The sequence below is a fragment of the Clostridium arbusti SL206 genome (genome assembly GCF_000246895.1).
GTDB lineage: Bacteria > Bacillota > Clostridia > Clostridiales > Clostridiaceae > Clostridium_I > Clostridium_I arbusti.
The window spans coordinates 1-19,501 of sequence record NZ_BAEV01000077.1 but is presented as its reverse complement, the minus strand read 5'-3'; the positions used below and the strand labels follow the sequence as shown (position 1 = coordinate 19,501).

Below are 19,501 nucleotides of genomic sequence, written 5' to 3'. Positions count from 1 at the left end.
ACACGTAGTATGATAATTTATTTTATAAAATATTATTTTAATGTTTCACTAAAATTAAGAAAACTTATTTGTATAATATTTAAAATATATATGGGAATAATATATATTTAGTGGTTGTAAAGATATATATGATGTATAATTAAAATGTGGATTGTTATGGAATATATTTTATTGATAATAAATATTAAATAATATATAATATTTTATAAATAGTATAAAGATAGATTTAAAATTAAATATATAAATCAATTACTTATTCAGTTTTACAATTATTTTATATGGTATACCTTTAGGGGGATGCTAAAAGGAGGAATTTTCAATGGTTAAAGATATTAATGATGCTAATTTCCAAGAAGAAGTTAAAAGTGGAACAGTAGTAGTAGATTTTTGGGCAGCTTGGTGTGGACCATGTAAGATGCTTGGACCTGTAATTAACGAATTATCAGGAGAATTAGAAGGTAGAGCTAAATTTTTAAAAGTAAATGTAGATGAAAATCCAGTAGTTTCAAGTAACTATAAAATAGCAAGCATTCCAACTGTATTAGTATTTAAAGATGGAAACATAGCTGAGACATTAGTTGGATTTAGACCTAAAGCAGCATTGAAAGAAGTGCTTGAAAAACACATATAGTGTTTTAGGAGGTGTAGAATTAATGTTAATTATTAATTCTACACCTAATTATTTATTCAGCTAAGTAATATTCATTAATATTAGGAGATGATAATAGTGGAAGAACGTTATGATATAGCAATAATAGGGAGTGGACCAGCAGGATTATCTGCAGCTGTTAATGCTAAAATAAGAAATAAAAATATAATTTTATTTGGAAATAAGAACTTAAGCTTTAAATTGTGCAAGGCGCCTAAAGTAAACAATTACTTAGGCTTTTATGATATCTCAGGAGAAGAGTTAAAGGATAAGTTTACAGAACATATTGATAAAATGGGTATAGAAATTACAGAGGAAAGAATAAATGCTGTTTATGCTATGGGAGATTATTTTACGCTTATGGTAAATGAAAAAGCCTACGAAGCGAAAACTATTATTCTTGCAACTGGAATGGAATTTACTAAACCATTAAAAGGGGAAGAAGAATTTTTAGGCAAAGGCGTTGGATATTGTGCTACTTGTGACGCTCCTTTATATAGAAATAAAGTTGTAACAATAGTTGGGTATACGAGAGAGGCTGAAAAGGAAGCAAACTATGTAAGTGAGCTTGCATCAAAATTATACTATATACCTATGTACAAAGAAAACTATGAATTAGTTAATAAAGTAGAAATATTGAAAGATAAACCCATAGAAATAACTGGAGACGAAAAAGTAGAAAGATTAATTTTGAAATCTGATGAAATAAAAACAGATGGAGTATTTATATTAAAGGAAAGTGTAGCTCCTTCACAGCTTGTGCCAGGACTTTTAATAGAAGATGAACACATAAAGGTTGATAAAAATATGAAAACTAATATAGATGGATGTTTTGCAGCCGGAGATTGTGTAGGAACGCCTTATCAATACATAAAATCAGCTGGAGAAGGTCAAATTGCTGCCTTAAGTGCAGTAAATTATTTGTCTTCAATTAAGTAAGTTTACACGTAAAGATAAAGAATAATTTTAAGCCTCAACCAATATATTCTGGTGAGGCTTTTATGTTTTAATATGCAGTTTTTCTTAATAGTTTAATTTACTACAAAGAAAGTATGGTTGCCTATTGGTTTTACATTAGATTTTTTTATATTAAGCATCCAACTTGAACGGGCTGTCTTAGGGTTATAAAAAAATAGAGCGTTCGTAGTAGGATCATTTCCGTCAAGAGCATCAAAAACTGCATTATAACAGTCTTTATTTGGATTAGCATTAATGTTACCATTTATTACGCAAGAAAATGCATACTTTTGTTTAATAACATCATTTACACTTTTGGGAAAACTTTTATTTCTTAGCCTATTAAGTATTACAGAAGCTACAGCAACTTTACCCTCATAAGGCTCAGCGTTACTTTCTGCATATACTACTTTCGCCATTAAATCTATATCCTCCCTTGTTACGGTAAAAGTTCTTCCATCAGAATTAAATACTTCTACAGAATCGGATTTCTCATTATAGAGATTCCTAGCTCCTCTGTTTGCACTGTTTCGAGAAGGCTTATTATCATTTGAAGGTTCTATTGTTTGTGCATTTACAATGCACGAGGGTAACAACCCTAAAAGTACAATAAAAACAATAGCCCAAATGCTTTTTTTCATTTATATTCTTCCTCCTTTTATTCTACGAGGTTAGCTGACGGGTTTGGTAAAGGCATAACCTACGCTAATAGCGATTCACCCCAAAAACTGGTTCCCCCGTATGACTTAGGCTAATGATATTGTACCCTATAATAAAAAAATAATACAATATTGAAAAAAATTTATATTTAATTATTATTTATAAAATTTTTAAAATTATCTTTTAAAGCGTTAAAGTCTTTACTCATAATAGTATATTTATTATTAGCATCTTTATACAGTAGTGATGCATCTAATAAACTATCTTTTGAGTTAGCAGCAACTTTTTCATTTTTTAAAGCAGAACAAAAGCTATCTACATAGGAATTATAGTCGTCAAAAACATTTTTAAAGCTAGTGTATATTTCGATTTGATTTGATGGTACATTTATTTGAGAAAATTGTTGTGTTACTGAACTAAAACGATATTTATTATCTTGTACTTTAGCAATAGCATTGTCATAGGATATAGTGTTTTTTCTTGCACTATCTGAATAGTAAGATAAATCAGCTTTTATAGAATTGAATTTTGTTAATATATCAGTTAAGTTATTTTCAAATTCCATATTTTGCGTATTAGATATATCTCTATCCTTTTTTACTTTTATAAGATCTGAAACATAACTAGAAGTATTGCTTATTAGTATAGTACTATCCTTTGGAAGTCCAAAAGATTTATCATTTGAACCTATGGAAGAATAATAATTTTCACAGTTATTTTTGTAGTTAATGACATTCTTCATAGAAGTATTTATATCCATTGCCTCTGGATTGTTCACTATAGAAAATAACTGCTTGTACATCAATATGTTATTATCTAATCCCAATTTAAGTGAACTAAATGAACTCTTATATCTAGGATCACTATTATAATTTTCTAATTCTAAGTTTACTTTTATTAAAGAATTTATCACATAAGGTAGCTTATCTTTTGCTTTTTCTATATCAATAGTTTGTCCATTGTTAATAATAGAAACATTAGAATTTATTTTATATATAGTTCCAATATATGTAACGAGTTGTTTCTTATATTTATTGTATTGATTTAAGGTAAAAAGATTAAAAACTATAAATATTAATAAAAATATGTTGAAAGTAATTGCGGCTGATAAAATAATAATTTTTTTCTTATTTTTATCAAACATAAAAATCCCCACCCCTTTAATATCTTATATTAATATTAATATTTATAAAGTTTAATATTTATACTAAATTTATGAAATACCAGTACCTATTTTATATAATTTCAATTTATTATTAACTTCTTTTATTCCGGGTATTGATTGTACTAACGTCACAAGTTTATTGATATCCTCTTCTTTCTCAGCATATCCTGATATAGATACTTTACCACGGAGAACAACAGCAGAAATATCATTTACATTTATTTTAGATTCCATTAGAAGCATATTTATATCATTAGTTAGAGAAGTATCATCTTTAAAAGAAGCAAGATTAATTGAACTTACTACACTTCTAACACCAAAAGTTTTATTAGCTTCACTTATAGCAATTTGTCTATCTCTCTCTGTTTCTACATCACCAATTAAAATTGCATTTCCACCTGAAACTTTTGCTGTAACAGATAAAATTCTGTTTTTAAAAGCACTATTTCTTAAATTTGAATTAACAAGATTTGTTAGTTCTTTATCACTTTCTCCACCGTCTAGAGATATAGTAATATCGTTTTTAACTTCTTTAACACCTTCAATTTTATAGGCTACTTCTTCAGCTCTATTTTTTTCTGCTAATACATTTACAAATCCCTGTAAAGAAACAATTCCATTAAGTGATCTTACCTTTATATCTTTTGAAGTTACTTTCATAGCACTTGCTAGTGATGATCTTATTGCATCTTCCATCAGTCTATCATTGACATTCATAAAAACACCAACCTTTCTAAATATATAATTTTATTACAAAATATGAATATTGGAATTTCGTTTGTTACATTGTAATAAAACTATTTATAAATAGTATTCCAAGAATTTATATTAATATTTTATAAAATTTTATCATGATATACTACATTGAGTTACAATAGTGTATAATTGTTAATAGGCTATATTAAAGAGGTGAAATTATGGACATTATAAATATGATAGTTGGTGCAGTGAAAGCAATAAATGCATGGTCTATATTGGATATATTAGTAGTATCATATATATTTTATAAAGCGTATATGTTGATAAGAGAAACCAGAGCTGTGCAGCTTTTGAAAGGTATATTATTAATACTTTTATTGATTCCAGTTAGTAGTATTTTTCATCTTACCATGCTTAATTGGATACTTGAGAGAACGATAACAATTGGAGTATTGTCCATAATAATAATTTTTCAGCCAGAGATTAGAAGAGCTTTAGAGCACTTGGGAAGAAGTGCTTTTACTGATGTACATATTTTGGAAAATAAAGAAAAAATGGAAGAGGTTATAACTCAAATAGTGAATGCTGTTTATAATCTGGCAAAAACTAGGACGGGTGCACTTATTGTAATTGAGCAAAGAACAAAACTTGAAGATATAATGAGTACAGGAACTAAGATTGAAGGTATTGTATCCTCTGCAATTTTAGAAAATATATTTGTAGTAAACACTCCACTTCATGATGGAGCTACGATAATTAGGAATGATAGAGTACTAGCAGCAGGCTGTTTTTTACCACTTTCATCTAATTATGATATAAGTAAAAAACTTGGAACAAGACATAGAGCTGGACTTGGAATATCCGAAAATTCAGATGCTCTTGTAATAGTGGTATCGGAGGAAACGGGAGTAGTTTCGCTTGCTATTAACGGAAAATTAACTAGAGGATATACTAAGGAGAAATTAAAAGATATTTTGATAAGGATAATTCTTATTAGGTTTTCAAGAAATAATTCATTTAAAGAGAAGGTGAAAACGTGGAGAAAAAAACTAAACAGCAGATAATAATAAAGATATGCTGCGTAATCGCTGCGTTTTGTCTATGGCTTTACATTTCAAATTGGGAAAATCCTATAAAAACCTACAAATTAAAGAGTGTTTCTGTAGAACTAATAAATACAGATGCATTAGCACAATCTAAACTAACACTTTCTCCTGATCAAAATTTTAATGTATCGTTAACATTGAGAGGAACTGATTTAGAAGTTATGAGAGCAAGGCCTGAGGATTTTAAAATTGTAGCGGATATGAGTGAATATGCTGTTAAAAAAGGTGATAATAGAATTCCAGTTCAGATTGTTCACTATCCCAATAATATTAATATAGAAAATAATAATGCTATGTGGGTAGATGTGAATTTAGATGATTTACACCAAAAAACTGTATCTGTAAAGGCGAAGATAGAGGGTTCACCAAAAGAAGGGTATTATTCATCAGAGGCAGTAATAAGTCCCTCAGATGCAATTGTGAGTGGACCAGGTAAATTCGTGAATATGGTTAAAAATGTAATAATTAATGCAAATGTAGCAAATTTTAATAAAGATGTAGATTTAAGTGTTCCGTTGCAGGCTGTAGATGGAGCTGGGAAGATAGTAGCAAATGTAAAGGTTCAGCCACAGAATGTGAATGTTACAATACCTATAAAGAAAGCCAAGTCTGTAAGTATAAATATAAAAACAACCGGGCAAGTTACGAATGGTGTCAATATAAAATCATTAACACCTGTACAGTCTACTATAGATGTAATTGGAGATAATGATAGCCTTAATAAGGTGTCAAGTATAGATACAGTGCCTATAGATTTATCAAAAATAACTGAGAACAAAACTATAAATGTGAAGCTAAGTCTACCTAATGGTATTAGCACACTTAGTGGTGACAATTATATAAATGTTAAGGCAACTGTAGAAGGAATAATACAAAAAACATTTTCATCAAATATTAATTTTATAAATGTACCTTCAGGGTTTAACGCATCTTTAGATAATGATAAAGAGAACATTACAGTGTCTGGTGATGAGTCTGTAATAAATTCAATAAAAGATGGAGATATAAAATGTAATGTAGATTGTACGTCATTACAGGAAGGAACCCATAATGTGCAAGTTTCTGTGGCACTTCCACAAGGGGTAACTAACATAGCATCTGATCCAAGTACAGTAAAGGTGACCATTGTTAAAAAATAAGAAGAATATGCTGCGTAAGGTCGTTACTTATAATAATAAGCAGTTAGAGTGATATAAAAAATAATTGGAGGACAAAATGTCAATTAGGATTAATAATTTAACTTTAAATATAGAAGAAGATATCTTAAGTTTAAAAAGTAAAACAGCTTCAAAGCTTAAAGTATCAGAGAACAATATTAAAAATTTTAAGATATTAAAAGAGTCAGTGGATGCTAGAAAAAAGAATAATATAAAATTTAATTATTCAGTAGAAGTTAGTTTAGAAAAAGAGAGTAAGATAATTAATAGGCTAAATGATAAAGACATTAAATTTGAAGAAGATAATAATAAAGAAGATTTAGTTCTTGGAGATTTGAAACTAAGTAGTAGACCAATAGTAGTGGGAATGGGCCCAGCAGGAATGTTTGCAGCTTTAATTCTAGCTGAAAAAGGATATAGACCAATAGTATTTGAAAGAGGGCAGAACGTAGAGAATAGGACTAAAACTGTAGATCATTTTTGGAGGACAGGAGAACTTAATACTGAATCCAATGTTCAGTTTGGGGAAGGTGGAGCGGGTACATTTTCTGATGGCAAACTGACAACTAGAATTAAGGATAAAAGATGTAGTTATGTAATTAACAAATTTATAAAATTTGGAGCACCGGAAGAAATATCTTATGAGGGAAAGCCTCATATAGGTACAGATATATTGAAAAATGTGGTGAAAAATTTAAGAGAAAAGGTAATAGCTCTTGGAGGAGAAGTTAGATTTAATAGTAAATTAGAAAATATAATTACTAAAGATAAAAGTGTTAGATCAGTAATTATAAATGGAGAAGAAATTAATTGTGAAGCTTTAATTTTAGCTATAGGGCATAGTTCTAGAGATACCTATGATATGCTTTATAAAAATAATATTGTAATGGAAGCAAAACCTTTTGCTATAGGTGTTAGAATTGAACATTCACAACATATGATAAATGAAAATCAATATGGTAAATATGCAAATCATCCTAGATTAAAGACAGCAGACTATAAACTTACTTATACATCGAATATTACTAAAAGATCTATATACAGTTTTTGTATGTGCCCTGGAGGTGAAGTTGTGGCCGCAGCTTCAGAACAAGGAAGGTTAGCTACCAATGGAATGAGTTACCATAATAGAAATAAAAAAAATGCAAATTCAGGTTTAGTAGTAACAGTAGGGGTAGATGATTTTAGAAAAGAGTGTTATAATTTTAACAATAGAGGACTTTCTGAGAATTATCCACTTTGGGGTATGGAGATGCAAAGATACTATGAAGAAAAGGCATTTATTGCTGGTGGAAGAAATTTTAATGCACCTGTACAACTTGTTGGAGACTTTTTAAGAGATAAAGCTAGTAAAAGTATTGGTGGAATTGAACCTAGCTATAAACCAGGTTATAAACTTACTAATTTAAATACTTGTTTGCCTCAATATGTAATTGATACATTGAAAGACGGAATATTAAATTTTAATAAAAAAATTAAGGGATTTAGTGATCATGATGCAATTTTGACAGGAATTGAGACTAGGACTTCTGCTCCTGTAAAGATAATGAGAAATGAGAAACTTGAAAGTGTATCTATTAATGGATTATTTCCAAGCGGAGAGGGTGCAGGATTTGCAGGAGGAATAATGTCAGCAGCTGTAGATGGATTAAAATGTGCAGAAGCTATAATTAGAAAATATAAACCTTTTAACTAAATTTTCTGAAAAAATAATATTTTTATTAAATCTTTGATAAAATGGAAATATAAGTTTTTTAATATTGACATTACTATAAAATACTATTTTTTAATGTTTAGAATTATTTGTTATATATAATACTAAAAATAATTAAGAAGAGGTGCTAATAATATGATTAAAAGTTTTGAAGAGGTTTTGTTAAAGGTTAAGAGTAAAGACATAAAGACAGTATCTGTTGCAGTGGCACAGGATACACCAGTATTAGAAGCTATAAGAGATGCTAAGAAAAATGGCATAGCAGAAGCAATTTTAGTTGGAGACAAAAATGAAATAACATCCATTGCACTTAAGATTGGAATGGATATAAATCAGTTTAAGATAGTAGATGAGCCAAATGTTAAAAAAGCTACATTAAAAGCTGTAGAAATTGTTTCACAGGGTAAAGCCGATATGGTAATGAAGGGTTTAGTTGATACAGCAACTTTCTTGAGATCAGTACTTAATAAAGAAGTTGGTCTTAGAACTGGAAAACTTATGTCTCATGTAGCTGTTTTTGAAACAGAAGCTTTTAACAGATTATTATTTTTGACAGACGCTGCTTTTAACATGTATCCAACATTTAAGGATAAAATACAAATAATAAACAACGCAGTAAAAGTAGCTCATGCAGTAGGAATTGAAGAACCAAAGGTAGCTCCTATATGTGCTGTTGAAGTAGTAAATGAAAATATGCCAGCCACATTAGATGCAGCTATGCTTTCAAAAATGAGTGACAGAGGACAATTTAAAGGATGTATAGTTGATGGACCATATGCACTAGATAATGCATTAAGTGAAGAGGCAGCGAAACATAAAAATATAAAAGGTGCAGTAGCTGGTAAAGCAGATGTTCTTTTATTACCAAATATAGAGACAGGTAATGTTATGTATAAAACTTTAACTTATACAACTCACTCAAAAAATGGAGGTATATTAGTTGGAACTTCAGCTCCAGTTATATTAACATCAAGAGCAGACAGCCATGAAACAAAAATGTATTCAATTGCTCTTGCAGCATTAGTTGCAAGTCATAAATAGAGTATAAAGGGGGACATATAATGTATAAATTATTAATAATCAACCCAGGTTCTACTTCAACAAAAATTGGAGTTTATGAAGATGAAAATCAAATTTTAGAGGAAAATTTAAAACATTCAGCAGATGAAATAGCTAAATATGCTACAATATATGATCAATTCCAATTTAGAAAAGAAGTAATATTGAATTTCTTAAAGGAAAAAAATATAGACATTAAAACTTTAAATGCAGTAGTTGGAAGAGGCGGAATCATAAAGCCTATAGAAAGTGGTACATATACGGTTAATGATTCAATACTTGAAGATTCAAAATTTGGAGTTCAAGGACAACACGCATCAAATCTAGGTGCAATTATATCCAATGAAATAGCAAAAGAAATTGGAGTTTCAGCATTTATAGTAGATCCTGTAACCGTTGATGAATTGCAGGATGTAGCAAGGCTTTCAGGAATGCCTGATATAAAGAGAAGAAGTATATTCCATGCATTAAATCAAAAAGCAGTTGCTAAAAGATATGCAAAGGAAAAAGGCGTAAAATATGAAGATTTAAATCTTATTGTTGCCCATATGGGTGGAGGAACATCTGTTGGAGCTCATTGCAAGGGAAAGGTAATTGATGTAAATAACGCCCTTACAGGAGAAGGTCCATTTTCACCAGAAAGAAGTGGTGGAGTTCCACTTGGAGATTTAATTGATCTTGCTTATAGTGGAGAAGTAACTCATGAAGAAATGAAGAAAAAGATTAATGGTAAGGGTGGAGCTGTAGGCTACGCAGATACAAATGACTTCAAAGTTGTAGCTGACAAAGCAGATGCTGGTGATAAAGATTCAAAGCTAATATATGATGCATATATATATCAAATAGCAAAAGAAATTGGTCAAGATGCAGCTGTGTTATCAGGAAAAGTAGATGCAATACTTCTTACTGGTGGAATAGCTTATAATAAAGGTATTACAGGTAAGATTACAGAAAGAGTTTCTTTTATCGCTCCAGTAGTAGTTTATCCTGGAGAAGATGAACTTTTAGCATTGGCTCAAGGTGCACTTAGAGTCTTAAGAGGTGAAGAAAAGGCAAAAGAATATGTATAAATAGTAATTAAATTATTTTATTTGCCATTTATAGTAGTTATTTTAACAAATATATAAGCTATGTATACATTTATTAGTTAAAAAATGAACAATATAGCTATAATGGCTAATATAACTATAATAGCTATTATAAGTTATTAGAGCATATATAAGAAAAATATTTAAGCACTTTTAAAATGTTTTCATTACTACTAATGGTAGTTATTTTAACAATAATATAAAATATATGAGCCTTCTTTAGTTAAAAAATCAACAGTCTTTTATAGATTATATAGATTGATTAGCTAAGGAAGGTTTTAAATTTTTCAATAAGGCATATGAAAATAAATAGTAAGTCAAAGATGCGACGGATATTTTGAAGTCTACAAGGAAACGGGTTCTGAGGATAGTGAGTTATCTGAGGGTTCTGTTGACGTTGTAGGATTCAAAATAGACTAGTATACTGACTAGTTATTTATTTGAATGTGCCTTAATTTATGTTAATATCACATGACTACCAATAGTAATACTTTATTGCTTTAGGAAAAAAGCTATTTATATTATTTACAACGTAACAATGTTATGTTACACTAAATCTACGAGGTGATATTATGGAAGAAAGGTTAATTTCTAAAAAAGAGCTTTTAGAATTAACAAGTATATCCTATGGCCAACTTTATAGATGGAAAAGAAAAAATTTGATTCCAGAAGAATGGTTTAAAAAAAATCTTCCTTTACTGGACAAGAGACATTTTTTCCTAGAGAAAAAATTCTTGAAAGAGTAGGAAAAGAATAAAAATATGAAGGACGATGTATCTCTTGATGAGTTGGCACGAGTTTTTTCTGATGAGGTATCGGATATAAAAGTTTCTTATAGTGAACTTGTTGAAAAGGAAATTATAATGAAAAATATTGTAGAAATATATAAAGAATTTAATTCAATGATTTCAGAGTATTCCTTTAATGAGATATTGTATATGAGTATATTACAAAAGTTTTTGGTTGAGGGTAGTATTTCAATTGAAGAAGGTAAAAATGTTCTTCAAACACTACAAGATAATTATAATAAATACTCAGGAAAAAGTTGTGAAATATTATTTGTAAGAAAAATGGGTGTAGGAGTATGTATTATTTCTTTAGATGCAAACCAAATATATTTTGAGAAATTATTAAAGATTGTAATGAGGATAAATATTAGTCAGGTTATAGAGGAATTAAAATTAAGGATTAAGGAGCTGTTTTAAAATGGAAGATAGACAAAATCTTAAAATTTCAGGTTCAGGGTCTGTAGGCGGTGGCATATATGATGAAGTTAAGATAAGTGGCTCGGGTTCTATAAATGGTGATTTAGATTGTAATGCTTTAAAATGCAGTGGTTCGTCAGATATAACAGGTAATATACTATCAAAACAAATAAATTTTAGTGGTTCTTCTAAAATAAAGGGTAATGTTACTACAGAAGAAATTAAAGTTAGTGGTTCAATGAATGTAGATGGAAATATGGATGCTAGTGAATTTAAAGTTAGTGGTTCTTCTGGTATTTCTGGTGATGTAAGAACTAAAAAGATAAGAATATCTGGAAGTAGTAATATTAATGGAAATTTATTTGCGGAAGAAATAGAGGTATCGGGAGGATTAAGCATAGGAAAAGATTGCGAAAGTGAAGTTTTTAAAGCTCATGGTGCTATAAAGATTGAAGGGCTTTTAAATGCAGGTGAAGTTGATATATATTTACATGGTAAGTGTAAAGCTAAAGAGATAGGTGGGGAAAATATAAGTGTTAAGTTATCAGCATTTGATGATTCATTAGTTGCTAAACTTTTAAAGACTATGTTCTCCTACAGAAGAGAGTTTATAACTGAGTCCGTAGAGGGAGATAATATTTATCTTGAAGGAACAACTACAAAGGTGGTTAGGGGGAATAATGTTATTATAGGAAAAGGATGTTATGTAGAAAAGGTAGAATATAGCGGAGAAATAAAGATTATAGATGGTGGAATAGTGGAGAAACAGGTAAGAGTATAATTTATATGTATATGTCATATCATATATACTGCATATTGACAATTAGTAACCATATAATTGTTTGACGAATATTAATATGATATAATGTTAGCCATGAGTATTTTTGTAAAATGCTTATAAATAAACTTATGTTAATTAAGATTCATTGATAGAGTGAGGTTGAAAATATTATGAGTAGGATGTTTGGCACAGATGGTGTAAGAGGTATAGCAAACTATGAATTAACACCAGAGATTGCATATAGTCTTGGTAGAGCAGGTGCGTACGTGTTATCAAAAGGATCACATAAGCCAAGAATATTAGTTGGAACAGATACAAGAATATCTAAGGATTTGTTAGAATCAGCACTTGTATCAGGGATACTTTCGGTAGGAGCAGAGGCAGTATGTGTTGGGGTAATACCTACACCGGCTATAGCTTATTTAACAAGAAAGTATAAACTAGATGCTGGAGTTGTAATATCAGCTTCACATAATCCTGTAGAGTACAATGGAATAAAGTTTTTTAATTCACAAGGCTATAAACTTTCAGATGAACTAGAAGATCAAATACAAAGTGTAATTGAAAATGAATGTAAAGAAATTCCTTCACCTTCAGGTGGAAACTTAGGAAGAAAAGTAATAGAGGATTCAGCATTTGAAGATTATATAGAATTTGCAAAGGGTACAATTGATTGTGATCTTAAGGGAATGAAGATAGCTCTAGATTGTGCTAATGGAGCAAGCTATAAGAGTGCAGTTAAAACTTTTAGAGATCTTGGTGCAGAAATAGTTGTAATTAACAATGATCCTGATGGCATAAATATAAACAAATGCTGTGGTTCTACTCATCCAGAAGAGCTTATGGAGTATGTAGTGAAAAAGAAATGCGATTTGGGTCTTGCTTTTGATGGCGATGCGGATAGATGTCTTGCTGTAGATGAAAAAGGTAATCTAATAGATGGTGACTTTATACTTGGCATATGTGGCAAGTATTTAAAGGATAAGGGAAAATTAAATGAGAATGTAGTGGTAGTTACGGTAATGAGCAATATGGGGCTTTTTATTGCACTTGATAAAGAAAACATAAATACAGTTAAGACAAAAGTTGGAGATAGATATGTTCTAGAGGAAATGTTAAAACAAGGTTATAAACTAGGCGGTGAACAGTCAGGACATATAATATTCCTAGATTATAACACTACTGGAGATGGACTTGTTACTGGACTTCAACTATCATCAATAATAAAAAATAGTTCTAATACTTTATCTGAACTTGCAGGAATGATGAAAAAGCTTCCTCAAGTATTGGCAAATGCTACTATACCTAATGACAAAAAGAACATATATATAGATGATGATGAAATAGTAAATGAAATACAAAAGATAGAAGAGAGACTTAAGGGTACAGGAAGAGTTCTTATAAGACCATCTGGTACAGAACCACTAGTAAGAGTAATGCTTGAAGGTGAAAATCAGATTGAACTTGACGAAATGGCTCATTCTTTAGCAAGTCTTATAGAAGAAAAGGCTAATGACACTGTGCTAGAAGGTTAAATAAAGTAGCTAGTGAAAATAAGATTATTATTTTCACTAGCTACTTTATTATTTGTAAAAAATATTATAGCGAAAGCTTAATGTTTTATCTTTTCATGCATTAAAGGTTAATACCTCCACCTCTAAGCGAAGTGTAGGTGAGACTTTTCAATCAGATGGGGTAGAGTCCCCAACTGATTTCCCGATGTTGCAGCTTGCTGAAACGAGTTCACTGAAATAAAAAAATATTGTCGAAAATCATGAAGGAAACACAGGAATAAAGACTCTTTATTTTTCTATATTCAAAATAGAAATAATTACTAATATGAAAAAGTAATAAAATATATAATGTAAATAAGAAAAAGGTCGATATTTTACTTGTATGGAAATTATTTGTTCACAGAAGATAATAAACGTGGTAAAATTATAGTTATATGTAACATATTGTAGGAATTATGTGTAACATGTGAAATTTAAATAAATTGAGTAGGTGGTAATAAGTGAAAAACTTAGGTGATAACTTACGTAAATTTCAAAATGAAGAAAACGAAACTTTAAATTTAAATAATGAGGCTAAATATAAGTTAATGTTAGAAGCAGTTAATGATATTATGTGGGAATGGAATATAGAAAATAATAAGTTTAGTATGCTTGGAAACTATGAACTAGTGATTGACTTTAATTTAGATAATATAAATAGTATGAATGATTTTATAGAGAAAATAGTTCATATAGATTTTAAAGAGAAAGTTAAATTGGAATTAAAAGATCATTTAAAAGACAAGTCTCTGTATTTTCAAAGTGAATTTAAAGTATGCACAAAAAATGGACATGAAAAATGGATTTTTATGAGAGGAAAATCTCTTAAGAGCCCTAAAGAAAATCCAATATGGATGGCTGGTTCAATCACGGATACTACGGATAGAAAAATAGTGGAAGAACGAATTGAATATTTAGCATATCATGATTTGTTAACAAGATTGCCAAATAATATATACTTTTCTTCCTTATTAAATGAATCTATAAATAAAGGCAAAGGTACAGTTCTTTTTATTGGTATAGATAATTTAAAGAAGGTAAATGATACTTTAGGTCATGATTATGGTGATTTATTATTAAAAATAGCTTCAGAATTATTAAAGTTATCAATTATACGGTATGGGTTAGTTTCAAGGTTTAGTGGAGATATATTTGCAATACTTATACCTGACATTGAAAGTAAGGGAATCTTAAGTGATATTTCAGAGAATATAATTAAAAGTTTTAAAAATCCCTTTGAGGTCAGAGAAATGCAAGTTTATTGTTCTGTAAGTATTGGTATAGCTACTTTCCCAGAACATGGCAGATGTGTATCAGATATATTAAAACATGCTGATACTGCTATGCATAATACTAAAATCAATGGGAAAGATGATTATTCATTTTATGATGATAAAATAGAAAAATCAATTATGATAAAAGGTCAAATAGAAAGTTGTCTTAGAGATGCTCTAAATAGTAATGGATTTGAATTATACTACCAGCCTCAAATAAATATAAAAAATAATAAAATCAGTGGACTAGAAGTATTATTAAGACTAAAGTCCGCTAAGCTTGGATTTATTTCACCAGAAGAATTTATTCCCATCGCAGAGGAAACTGGATTGATTTTGAAAATAGGAGAATGGGTTCTTAATAGTTCTTGTAAACAGTGTAAAGAGTGGATTGATAAAGGATATGATTTTCAAAAAATTTCTATAAATATATCACCTGTCCAAATGAAGAAGAAATACTTCCTGGAGATAGTTAATAAAGCTATATCTAAAAATGATTTAAACCCTGAATTTTTAGAATTAGAAATAACTGAAGGAACATTAATTGAATCTATTGAAAAAAATGCCGACTTATTAAATGAACTTATAAGTATTGGGATTAAAGTTTCTTTAGATGATTTTGGAAAAGGATATTCTTCTTTGAATTATCTCACGGCGCTTCCTATAAATACATTAAAAATTGATAAATCATTTATAGATAATATTAATGAAGATAGCAGGCACAAAGCCATAGTAAATTGTATAATTAATTTAGCCAAGAACCTAAACTATGAGGTTATTGCTGAGGGAGTAGAGGATGGGATGCAAAAGGGAGAACTATATGAGATGGGATGCGATTGTATTCAAGGATATTATTATAGTAAGCCTTTACCTAAAGATGAAATTGAAAAGTTTATGCTTAATAATAAATTTGATTAAATTAAAAGGTAGGAGGAATATTTTTAAGTGGATATTATACAAAAGTTGAATTTATACACAGATATTATTGATAATACACGTGAAGTAATTTTACTTACTGATTATAATGGAAAAATATTTTTTGCTAATAAGGCAGCTATTAAAATCTATGGATACAGTTATAAAGAATTTTTAAATATGCACCTTTTCCAATTGAAAAGGTTTGATAAGCGTATAGAATTACAATTTGAAGAAGCTAAACTAAGTGATATGGATATAGAAACTTGGCATTATAAAAAAGATGGCTCTACTTTTCTTGCTGAAATTAAATCTTCCAGAGTGGAAAACGGAGAAAATAAATATATTATAAAAAGTATAAGAGATATAACAAAGCGAAAACTTGCAGAGGAAAAACATAGAAATTTAGCTTATATAGTAGAGTCTTCGGATAATGCTATTTTTGGAAAAAATATAAATGGCATTATTGAAAGTTGGAATCATGGTGCTGAAATTATGTATGGATATAAAAAAGAAGACATAATTGGTAAGCATATTTCTATTATTGTACCAAAAGAAAGTGAAGATGATATTGACAAAATTTTAGAAAGAATAAAGAATGGAGAAAAAATAGATCATTATGAAACTATCAGAAGAAGAAAAGATGATAAAATTATTAATGTTTCAGTTACGATTTCTCCAATTTATAACATAGATGGAAATATAATTGGTGCATCAACTATAGCAACAGATATTACGGAAAGAACAAAACTTAAAGACAATTTAATAAGGAGTAAAGAAAAATATAAATTATTGTATAAATGTATGAATCAGGGAGCTATTTTATATGAAATTATTTGGAATGAAGGAAAACCAATCAATTACAAGATTATAGATGCTAATAATAGCTTTGTTGATTATACGAAAGTAAAATTGGATAAAATCATTGGACAAAATATATCCGAAGCTTATCCAGAGACAGCTGATATTCTTATGAAAGAATATGCAGAGGTGGCTATAACTAAAAAACCTAAAAATTTTAAATTTCATGATAAAAAGCTCAATAAGTATTTTGGTATATATGTTTATGCACCTATGAATGGACAAATTGCTGTATTATTAACGGACATTACAGAGTCTACATTAAGAGAACGTGAACTTTCTCAAAGATATGAAGAACTTACTGCTGTGTATGAGGAACTTACTGCTACAGAGGAAGAACTTAGGACAAACTATGATGAGTTAGAAATGGCAAAGCAAGAAGCGGATAAAGCTAATGCTGCTAAAAGTCAATTTCTTGCTAATATGAGCCATGAAATAAGAACTCCTATGAATGGTATATTAGGGGTAGCACAGTTACTTGAATTTACACAACTAAACAAACAACAAATTGAATACTTAGATATACTCAAAAGTTCATCAAATCATCTATTGGATATTATAAATAGTATTCTCGATATTTCAAAAATAGAGTCAGGAAAATTACAATTAAACTTTGAGGTCTTTAACATAAGAGAAGTAATAGATATGATTATAAAGGAATTATCTGTAATAGCACGCAAAAAGGGAATTGAAATAATGTATTATTTGGATCCATTTATCAAATATGATTTAATTGGTGATGTTGTGAGATTAAATCAAATATTAATTAACTTAATTAATAATGCTGTTAAGTTTACAGATAGTGGACATATCTATTTAAAAGTTAATAAGGTATTTGAAGATACTGATAAAGTTAAATTAGAATTTTCAATAGAAGATACAGGTATTGGAATAGAGGATGATTTTAAGGATAAAATATTTAAAATATTTACCCAGGCGGAGACAACTTACACTAAAAAATATGGCGGTACAGGATTAGGACTTGCTATATCTAGAGAACTCGTAAGAATGATGAATGGTGATATATGGTTTGAAAGTGAAATAGGAAAGGGGAGTACATTTTATTTCACCGCTGAATTTTCTTTAAATAAAAGATATGAAAATAATATAGAAAATAAAAATAGTAAAGAATTTCAAGAAAAGAAAATTATAGAACCAAAAGAGAAAACTATTTTGGTAGTAGAAGATAATGAAATAAATAGGGAAATAGCCTTGGGGTTTTTAAATCAATTAGGATATAAATATATAAGTTGTTCTAATGGAAAAGAAGCTATTTCGGTAGTAGAAGATAGAAATAATCATATTGATATAATATTAATGGATATACAAATGCCAATTCTCAATGGATTTGAGGCAACAGATACTATAAGAAAAGCAGAAAAGTTGACAGAAAATCATACTCCAATTATTGGAATGACTGCTTATGCAATGGCAGGGGATAGGGAAAAGGCAATTGAATGTGGTATGGATGATTATATATCAAAGCCCTTTAGTATAGATACACTGAGAATAGTATTAAAAAGGTATATTTAAATTTGCCTAAAGTAGTTTAGTTCACCATTTGTATAATATATGCTATAATAAAGGATGTGAAAAGAAATAATGAATTAAAGATGTCATAATGAATCATTATTTTTGGAAGATATTATTAGATTACAACTAAAAGTCAAATAGTTAATAAAACTTTAGAGGTGAGTAAAACTATGCCTATTAAAATAAGAGATGATTTGCCGGCTGCTGAAATTTTAAATAATGAGAATATATTTATAATGCCTGAAAACAGGGCATCTCACCAGGATATTAGATCATTAAAAATTGCAATCTTAAATCTTATGCCAAATAAAATTGATACAGAAGTTCAACTTTTGAGATTGATTAGTAATACTTCATTACAGATTGATATTGAGTTATTACATCCTAAAACTCATGTATCTAAAAATGTATCAGAAAAATACTTAATGACTTATTATAAAACTTTTGATGAAATTAAAGAAGAAAAATTTGATGGGTTAATTATAACAGGAGCGCCCATAGAACAATTAAGTTTCGAAGATGTTAATTATTGGAGTGAACTTAAAGAGATAATGGAATGGAGTATACATAATGTTCATTCTACCTTGCACATATGTTGGGGTGCACAAGCTGGGCTTAATTATCATTATAATATACCTAAATATCCATTAGATGAAAAAATGTCCGGGATTTTTTTGCATAGAGTTATGAAGAAAAATACAAAGCTTCTTAGAGGATTTGATGATGAATTTTTTGCACCTCATTCAAGAAATTCAGAATTCAGAAGGTCGGATATAGAAAGTGTATCAGAACTGTCTATTTTAGCCGAATCAGAGGATGCGGGGATATATATAGTTTCTGCTAAAAATGGACGTCAAATTTTTGTGGCAGGACATTCTGAATATGATCCTTTAACATTGAAACAAGAGTATGTTAGGGATGTAGATAACGGACTCGATCCAAAGGTTCCTAAAAATTATTTTCCAAAAGATAATCCACATGAAAAACCTATAGTAAGATGGAGAAGTCATGCTAATTTATTATTTGCAAATTGGCTGAACTATTACGTTTATCAAGAAACACCATATGACTTAAAGAACATAAAGTAACTACTTATAGTACTTTATGTTCTTTTTGTTATAAAAA

The 19,501-nt window shown here is 29.2% G+C and carries 16 protein-coding genes, 1 pseudogene and 1 riboswitch; of the genes and pseudogenes, 14 read left to right on the top strand and 3 right to left on the bottom strand.

Annotated features, from left to right (window positions below; genetic code table 11):
* The first annotated feature begins 319 nt into the window (after positions 1-319).
* Both trxA and RH99_RS13185 read left to right on the top strand, forming a co-directional pair.
* Positions 320-631 (top strand): thioredoxin, encoded by a 312-nt coding sequence (gene trxA, locus RH99_RS13190; protein ID WP_010239006.1) that lies wholly within the window; start codon positions 320-322, stop codon positions 629-631.
* Between the two features lie 96 nt (positions 632-727).
* A complete protein-coding gene (locus tag RH99_RS13185; RefSeq protein WP_010239004.1) occupies positions 728-1,588 on the top strand; it encodes an NAD(P)/FAD-dependent oxidoreductase in 861 nt (286 codons plus the stop codon).
* Positions 1,589-1,680: 92 nt separating this feature from the next.
* Here the strand turns inward: RH99_RS13185 and RH99_RS13180 are convergent, their stop codons facing one another.
* From RH99_RS13180 to RH99_RS13170, 3 genes are all read right to left on the bottom strand, one after another.
* Positions 1,681-2,247, bottom strand: a complete 567-nt coding sequence (locus tag RH99_RS13180) for a cell wall hydrolase (protein ID WP_010239000.1) — start codon at positions 2,245-2,247, stop codon at positions 1,681-1,683.
* Between the two features lie 6 nt (positions 2,248-2,253).
* A riboswitch (cyclic di-AMP (ydaO/yuaA leader) is annotated at positions 2,254-2,374 on the bottom strand.
* Positions 2,375-2,414: 40 nt separating this feature from the next.
* Positions 2,415-3,410, bottom strand: a complete 996-nt coding sequence (locus tag RH99_RS13175) for a hypothetical protein (RefSeq protein WP_010238998.1) — start codon at positions 3,408-3,410, stop codon at positions 2,415-2,417.
* 69 nt (positions 3,411-3,479) lie between these two features.
* Positions 3,480-4,148 (bottom strand): BON domain-containing protein, encoded by a 669-nt coding sequence (locus RH99_RS13170; RefSeq protein WP_010238996.1) that lies wholly within the window; start codon positions 4,146-4,148, stop codon positions 3,480-3,482.
* Positions 4,149-4,348: 200 nt separating this feature from the next.
* Here RH99_RS13170 and cdaA point away from each other — a divergent pair, with 200 nt between their 5' ends.
* From cdaA to metA, 12 genes and pseudogenes are all read left to right on the top strand, one after another.
* Entirely contained in the window at positions 4,349-5,194 is an 846-nt protein-coding gene (gene cdaA / locus RH99_RS13165) for a diadenylate cyclase CdaA (protein WP_010238994.1), read from the top strand.
* Complete coding sequence (locus RH99_RS13160; protein WP_010238992.1) at positions 5,167-6,375, top strand: CdaR family protein; 1,209 nt, start codon at positions 5,167-5,169, stop codon at positions 6,373-6,375. Before cdaA ends, RH99_RS13160 begins: the two co-directional genes overlap by 28 nt.
* Positions 6,376-6,451: 76 nt before the next feature.
* Entirely contained in the window at positions 6,452-8,089 is a 1,638-nt protein-coding gene (locus tag RH99_RS13155; protein WP_010238990.1) for an NAD(P)/FAD-dependent oxidoreductase, read from the top strand.
* A gap of 153 nt (positions 8,090-8,242) precedes the next feature.
* Complete coding sequence (ptb, locus tag RH99_RS13150; protein ID WP_010238988.1) at positions 8,243-9,148, top strand: phosphate butyryltransferase; 906 nt, start codon at positions 8,243-8,245, stop codon at positions 9,146-9,148.
* 20 nt (positions 9,149-9,168) lie between these two features.
* Entirely contained in the window at positions 9,169-10,236 is a 1,068-nt protein-coding gene (gene buk, locus RH99_RS13145) for a butyrate kinase (RefSeq protein WP_010238986.1), read from the top strand.
* A 730-nt stretch (positions 10,237-10,966) separates the two neighbouring features.
* Positions 10,967-11,011 (top strand): annotated as a pseudogene (locus RH99_RS20045) (hypothetical protein); the annotation flags it as partial.
* A gap of 4 nt (positions 11,012-11,015) precedes the next feature.
* A complete protein-coding gene (locus RH99_RS13140; RefSeq protein WP_010238981.1) occupies positions 11,016-11,459 on the top strand; it encodes a DUF4004 family protein in 444 nt (147 codons plus the stop codon).
* A 1-nt stretch (position 11,460) separates the two neighbouring features.
* Positions 11,461-12,240, top strand: a complete 780-nt coding sequence (locus RH99_RS13135) for a polymer-forming cytoskeletal protein (RefSeq protein ID WP_010238979.1) — start codon at positions 11,461-11,463, stop codon at positions 12,238-12,240.
* A gap of 170 nt (positions 12,241-12,410) precedes the next feature.
* Positions 12,411-13,775 (top strand): phosphoglucosamine mutase, encoded by a 1,365-nt coding sequence (gene glmM / locus RH99_RS13130; protein WP_010238976.1) that lies wholly within the window; start codon positions 12,411-12,413, stop codon positions 13,773-13,775.
* Between the two features lie 479 nt (positions 13,776-14,254).
* Entirely contained in the window at positions 14,255-15,985 is a 1,731-nt protein-coding gene (locus RH99_RS13125; protein ID WP_010238974.1) for a bifunctional diguanylate cyclase/phosphodiesterase, read from the top strand.
* A 27-nt stretch (positions 15,986-16,012) separates the two neighbouring features.
* Entirely contained in the window at positions 16,013-18,376 is a 2,364-nt protein-coding gene (locus RH99_RS13120) for a PAS domain-containing hybrid sensor histidine kinase/response regulator (RefSeq protein WP_010238972.1), read from the top strand.
* A 170-nt stretch (positions 18,377-18,546) separates the two neighbouring features.
* Positions 18,547-19,464, top strand: a complete 918-nt coding sequence (metA, locus tag RH99_RS13115; protein ID WP_010238970.1) for a homoserine O-acetyltransferase MetA — start codon at positions 18,547-18,549, stop codon at positions 19,462-19,464.
* Positions 19,465-19,501 lie beyond the last annotated feature (37 nt).